This window comes from Nostoc sp. CHAB 5715 (assembly GCF_020829685.1).
Lineage (GTDB): Bacteria > Cyanobacteriota > Cyanobacteriia > Cyanobacteriales > Nostocaceae > Nostoc.
The window spans coordinates 1-6542 of record NZ_JAIVFR010000374.1; the positions used below are offsets into that span (position 1 = coordinate 1).

At 45.0% G+C, this 6542-nt stretch carries 3 protein-coding genes; 1 reads left to right on the plus strand and 2 read right to left on the minus strand.

The features are described from left to right. Nucleotides 1-3681: HAMP domain-containing protein (locus LC574_RS20430; protein ID WP_229455258.1), on the minus strand; the 3681-nt coding region annotated here is incomplete at its 3' end. A gap of 724 nt (nucleotides 3682-4405) precedes the next feature. Between LC574_RS20430 and LC574_RS20435 the strand changes: the two genes are divergently transcribed. Further along, complete coding sequence (locus LC574_RS20435) at nucleotides 4406-5065, plus strand: Uma2 family endonuclease (protein WP_229455260.1); 660 nt, start codon at nucleotides 4406-4408, stop codon at nucleotides 5063-5065. A gap of 297 nt (nucleotides 5066-5362) precedes the next feature. On the opposite strand, the gene LC574_RS20440 is transcribed toward LC574_RS20435, so the two are convergent. Further along, nucleotides 5363-5803: a hypothetical protein gene (locus LC574_RS20440; protein ID WP_229455262.1), complete on the minus strand. Its 441-nt coding sequence runs from the start codon at nucleotides 5801-5803 to the stop codon at nucleotides 5363-5365. Nucleotides 5804-6542: the final 739 nt, after the last annotated feature.

A 6542-nucleotide genomic window follows, 5' to 3' on the forward strand; every position in this document is an offset into this window, starting at 1 on the left:
GATTGATACCCTAGCAACTTCTGCGATCGCTCTTAATTGAGTTGTCAGTGTAGCAGCAAGTTCATTTACATTATCTGTCAAATCTTTCCAAGTTCCAGCCGCCCCAGGGACTCTAGCTTGTCCGCCTAACTTCCCTTCGATTCCCACTTCTCGCGCTACTGTAGTTACCTGATTGGCAAACGTTGCTAGGGTATCAATCATCTCGTTGATTGTCTCTGCCAAGGTTTCAATTTCTCCCTTAGCATCTAACATCAGTTTCCGCTTCAAGTCACCATTAGCAACTGCTGTTACAACTCTGGCGATACCGCGCACTTGTGCCGTTAAGTTCCCCGCCATCGAGTTAACATTATCTGTTAAATCTTTCCAAGTCCCTGCAACACCTTGGACTTGCGCTTGTCCGCCTAACTTCCCTTCAGTTCCCACTTCCCGCGCCACCCGCGTTACTTCACTTGCAAAGGAACTAAGTTGATCCACCATCGTGTTGGTGGTGTTCTTCAAGTCTAAAATTTCGCCTCTGGCATCGACGGTAATTTTCTTAGAAAGGTCGCCATTAGCTACAGCTTTGGTAACTTCCGCGATGTTGCGAACTTGTCCGGTGAGGTTCTCCGCCATCGAGTTAACGTTGTCCGTTAAATCTTTCCAAGTCCCAGCAACTCCTCTGACGTAAGCTTGCACGCCTAATTTACCTTCCGTTCCCACCTCACGGGCAACCCTTGTAACTTCTGATGCAAAAGAATTTAGCTGATCCACCATTGTATTAATGGTGTTTTTAAGTTCCTGAATTTCACCTTTAACATCAACGGTGATTTTCTTAGATAAGTCGCCGTTTGCTACCGCCGTGGTAACTTCGGCAATGTTCCGCACTTGCGCTGTCAAACTTCCCGCCATGAAATTTACACTTTCGGTCAAGTCTTTCCAAGTACCTGCCCCTCCCTTAACTTCTGCTTGTACGCCCAGCTTACCTTCGGTTCCCACCTCCCGCGCCACCCGCGTCACTTCACTTGCAAAGGAATTGAGTTGATCCACCATCGTATTGATGGTGTTTTTGAGTTCCAAAATTTCACCTTTGACATCAACGGAAATTTTCTTCGAGAGGTCGCCATTTGCCACCGCCGTTGTGACTGTAGCAATATTTCGCACTTGTGCTGTTAAGCTTCCCGCCATAAAGTTCACGCTGTCGGTCAAGTCTTTCCAAGTGCCAGCTACGCCGCGCACATCTGCTTGTACGCCCAGTTTACCCTCGCTTCCCACCTCACGGGCAACTCTTGTGACTTCCGATGCAAAAGAGTTGAGTTGATCCACCATTATATTGATGGTATTTTTCAACTCCAGAATTTCACCTTTGACAGCAACAGTAATTTTCTTAGATAAGTCACCATTTGCGATCGCAGTTGTCACTTCGGCAATGTTCCGCACCTGTGCCGTCAAGCTTCCCGCCATGAAGTTCACGCTGTCGGTTAAATCTTTCCAAGTACCAGCAACGTCTTTGACTTCCGCTTGAACGCCCAGCTTACCTTCAGTTCCCACCTCACGGGCAACCCTTGTTACTTCACTTGCAAAGGAACTGAGTTGATCCACCATTGTGTTAATGGTATTTTTCAACTCCAGAATTTCACCTTTGACATCAACGGTGATTTTTTTGGATAAGTCGCCTCTTGCAACCGCCGTAGTTACTTCCGCAATATTCCGCACTTGTGCCGTCAAGCTTCCCGCCATGAAGTTTACGCTATCCGTTAAGTCTTTCCAAGTGCCAGCCACGCCGCGCACTTCTGCTTGCACACCCAGTTTCCCTTCGCTTCCCACTTCACGGGCAACTCTTGTAACTTCTGATGCAAAAGAGTTAAGCTGATCCACCATTGTGTTAATGGTGTTTTTCAACTCCAGAATTTCGCCTTTGACATCGACGGTGATTTTCTTGGATAAGTCGCCTGTTGCAACCGCCGTAGTTACTTCGGCAATATTTCGCACTTGTGCCGTTAAACTTCCCGCCATGAAGTTTACGCTATCGGTTAAATCTTTCCAAGTGCCAGCCACGCCGCGCACATCGGCTTGTACACCCAGTTTACCTTCACTGCCCACTTCACGGGCAACTCTTGTCACTTCACTTGCAAAGGAACTGAGTTGATCCACCATTATATTGATGGTGTTCTTGAGTTCAAAAATTTCACCTCTAACATCGACAGTGATTTTTTTAGATAGATCACCATTTGCGATCGCAGTAGCAACTTCAGCAATATTTCGCACCTGTCCGGTGAGATTACCCGCCATTAAGTTAACGTTATCAGTTAAATCTTTCCAAGTCCCCGCCACTCCCCGGACTTCTGCTTGTACGCCCAACTTACCTTCAGTTCCCACCTCACGCGCAACTCTTGTCACTTCCGATGCAAAGGAATTAAGCTGATCCACCATTGTGTTGATGGTATTTTTCAACTCCAGAATTTCGCCTTTCACATCCACAGTGATTTTCTTGGATAAATCGCCATTAGCTACCGCCGTAGTTACTTCGGCAATATTCCGCACCTGTGCCGTCAAGCTTCCCGCCATGAAATTCACGCTATCGGTCAGGTCTTTCCAAGTACCCGCTACCCCGCGAACTTCTGCTTGACCGCCTAATTTTCCTTCAGCACCCACCTCACGGGCAACTCTTGTTACTTCTGATGCAAAGGAATTGAGTTGATCCACCATGATGTTGACGGTGTTTTTCAACTCTAAAATTTCGCCTTTGACATCAACAGTAATTTTCTTGGAAAGGTCGCCATTCGCTACCGCCGTTGTCACTTCCGCAATGTTACGGACTTGGGCTGTCAAATTCCCTGCCATCAAGTTAACGTTGTCAGTTAAATCTTTCCAAGTACCTGCCACTCCTTTAACTTCGGCTTGCACGCCCAACTTCCCTTCAGTTCCCACTTCACGGGCAACTCGCGTTACTTCCGATGCAAAAGAATTAAGTTGATCCACCATTGTGTTAACGGTGTTTTTCAGTTCGAGAATTTCGCCTTTGACATCGACAGTGATTTTTTTGGATAAGTCACCATTTGCGATCGCAGTGGCAACTTCGGCAATGTTGCGAACTTGTCCGGTGAGATTACCCGCCATCAAGTTAACGTTATCCGTCAAATCCTTCCAAGTGCCAGCCACACCTTGCACTTCGGCTTGGACACCCAACTTACCTTCAGTTCCCACCTCACGGGCAACCCGCGTTACTTCCGATGCAAAAGAACCAAGCCGATCCACCATCGTGTTGACGATATTAGCAGTTTGGAGAAACTCACCTTGGAGGGGTTTGCCGTCAATTTCTGTGGCGATCGTTTGGGATAAGTCACCATTGGCGACTGAGCGAATTACCCGAGTAGTTTCAGCTGTTGGTTGAACTAAATCTGTAATTAGAGTATTGACAGAAGTAACACAATCTGACCAGGAACCTCGAACATCTCCGAGAGAGGCGCGATCGGCAATTTTGCCTTCTTTGCCGACAACGTTACCAATCCGTTGTAGTTCTGCCGCCATCCGCTCATTTTGATCAATAATATCATTGAGGGTATCAGCTATTTTCCCCGCTATACCAGTATTGTCTATGGGCATCCGAGCCGAGAAGTCACCCTGTTTAACAGCATTCAGCGTTCTTAACAACTGATTTAAATCTAGATTATCACTGTCTCTAGTTAACTGTTCGGTTGCCATAGCCTTATCCTTAATCTTGAATCTTGAGGAATTTTTTGTATTTTTTGCACCCCGTACCTAGTGAGATAACTTTTAGGTAATGCGGATCAAAATAGAGAGCAGGGAATAGAAAGTGGATCAAACTAATTTTTTATGGGTGCGAGTGTAAGCAGTTAATAAAGACTGCTAACTAAACGGTATTGCCGTCGATGTATCTGGCATACCACTTAGCTAATCATAGCTAGTTGAACTCTGTTGTGGAGCATCAATTGTCGGCGATGCCTAACTTGGGCGAGTAAGCGATCGCACGGTAGAACACACGATGACAATTAACATTAACGTGAATTCGATTGCTCATATATAGCAGTTCTCGCTTGGGTGCAGTACAGTTTTGACCTCTCTCCTAAAAGGAGAGAGGCTTTGAATTTTACTCCCCAACGCTAGAAGGGAAGGGGCTGGGGGTTAGGTCTGTATTCCATGCAATAGAGAACCGCTATAATATCTACCCAATTTGCTCAATCAAAAAACCTCTAAGAAGGTTTTACTACGCAAAACCGTCCCTCTCCGACTCGGAGAGGGACAGACTTGAACTTTAGTTCAAGGCAGGGAGAGGTTCGTCGAACTCACGTTAAGATTACGTTTTATGATTTTTGGAATTTGAGGAAAGCAGCAAATCAAGAAATCCTAACTGATAACTGAAGGTTTGCTAAAGTCAGAAATATCCGGCAACTCCAAGGATTGGCAAATGGTTAGAGAGTACTCAGCCCAGAGACATCTGCCTCCACTTGAAAGTGGCGATCGCCTAACTCGCCCTGAATTTGAACGGCGTTATGCGGCTGCACCCCATATCAAGAAAGCAGAACTGATTGAAGGAATCGTTTACGTGGCATCTCCCTTAAGACATGAGCAGCATGGCAAACCCCACAGTCGGGTGATAACTTGGTTAGGAGTCTACCAATCACTGACTCCTGGCGTTGATTTGAGTGATGCCGCAACCGTCAGACTAGATTTAGACAATGAACCCCAGCCAGATGTAGTGCTGTTTATTGAACCAGACGCAGGCGGACAAACCCGTTTGAGCCGCGACGGTTACATTGAAGGATCTCCCGAATTGATTGTTGAAATTGCAGCGAGTAGCGCCGCTATTGATAGAGGCAGCAAAAAGCAGGTTTATCGCCGTAATGGGGTGTTGGAGTATGTAATCTGGCAATCTTACGAGAATAAAATTGAATGGTTTTGCCTAATTGATCGCGACTATCGATTGCTATCTCCCAGTGCAGATGGAATTATTCGCTCTGGGGTGTTTCCGGGTTTGTGGTTAGAGGTGGAGGCACTGTTAAACAATCAGATGGTGCGAGTGTTGGAGGTGGTGCAAGCGGGTTTGAAGTCACTGGAACATGATTAGGTTTATCCTGCTCCATTTTCTTAAGCAGCTGCTCAAGCACAGTTTCTAATTTAGCAATATCTATTGATATCCCGCAAGGAACTGAAGTTCCTTGCTAATAGCAAAAGTCATCTGAAGATGACTAAATATACTCAAAAATATTTAGTCTACTTTAGTAGACTTTAGCTGTTAGCCTGGGAATTGATTCCCAGGCGGGTGAGGAAGCTAACAGATCAATGTTGGGTTTCGTTCCTCAACCCAACCTACAATCAATTTTTTTTGCAACAATTTAGTCTTGACACGCCACTACGTATTTTTTCAACTCACGATCGCACCCAACGCCCCATTCATAGATCCATTTACAGAAGAAACCTTAACAGAATCAGCTGCTAAAGAATTGGTGACTTGGGAATTGCCTAGTACGCTTCGCTTCTTCTTGGTATTACCTCGTCGCGCACCACCCGCCATCTCGTATTCCTGGCTGGTTTTACCGTAACGGCTAGCAACTCCTAGTAACATTTTTTCTGACATTGCTATTACAGCCTGTTCTGCGTTCTTCACGTCATCTGTGAGTTTGTCAATGGTAGATAATGCAGTGTTGTAGGCAGCAAGCTTAGACCGGAGATCGTTAATTGTCATGGTGTAAGCTTGTATAGTCAATCCTTGGCCAAAGTCAAGTTCTACACTGATAGATTGTAAACTTTCAATCCGGCGATCGGCTCGTTCTAAAATGCTGGAATTTCTTTTACGACGTGCCATAATGCATCTCTGCTACTAGGTTAATAGTACTGTTTTATACCACAACATTTCTGATTTTCATGGGAAAATATCGCAAATCAGTTGCGTAGGCGTAGCCCGCACTTCGGCTGCGCCCTTCGGCTACGCTCAGGACAGGCTCAGTGACCACCGTAGACATCGCATCTCTAAAGGTTTAGTTAATTTCACTTAGACTATATTTTCTTCCAGGTAATAAATAGATTTATAAGTTCATTACAACAATTGCTGCAATGATTTAAGCCTTTCTTATACATGGAAGAACATTTGTTGCAAAGTATTAAACATTTGCAGCAACGACTTATACCTTTGCAAGAAAAACTTAAGCCTTTCTTATACATGGAAGAACATTTGTTGCAAAGTATTAAGCATTTGCTGCAACGGCTTATACATTTGTTAGAAAAACTTAAGCCTTTCTTATACATGAAGTAATCTTAGCTGCAAAGGTTTAAATTTTCACAGTTTCAAGCGTAGGAGCGATCGTTTTGCTTGTTGTCTGAGATAATACCTCTTGCATAAATCAAGCAATTTGAACCAATACAGTTCAGTTAAGGATTTTTGGTACTGATTTTAGACCTGTAGAGACGCGAAATTGTAGGGTGCATCCCAGTTTTTATTTTGCTCTTGAGAATAACTGTCATTGCGAACGCGAGTGCGTCTCGTAGAGAGGAGGAACGACGAACGCAAGTGCGTGTCCAAGACTTGCAATCTCATGGACTCGTTT

Bases quoted from the DNA above. Each gene is read 5' to 3' on its own strand.
- LC574_RS20435 (WP_229455260.1), top strand. From the start codon at position 4,406: ATGGTTAGAGAGTACTCAGCCCAGAGACATCTGCCTCCACTTGAAAGT.
- LC574_RS20440 (WP_229455262.1), bottom strand. From the start codon at position 5,803: ATGGCACGTCGTAAAAGAAATTCCAGCATTTTAGAACGAGCCGATCGC.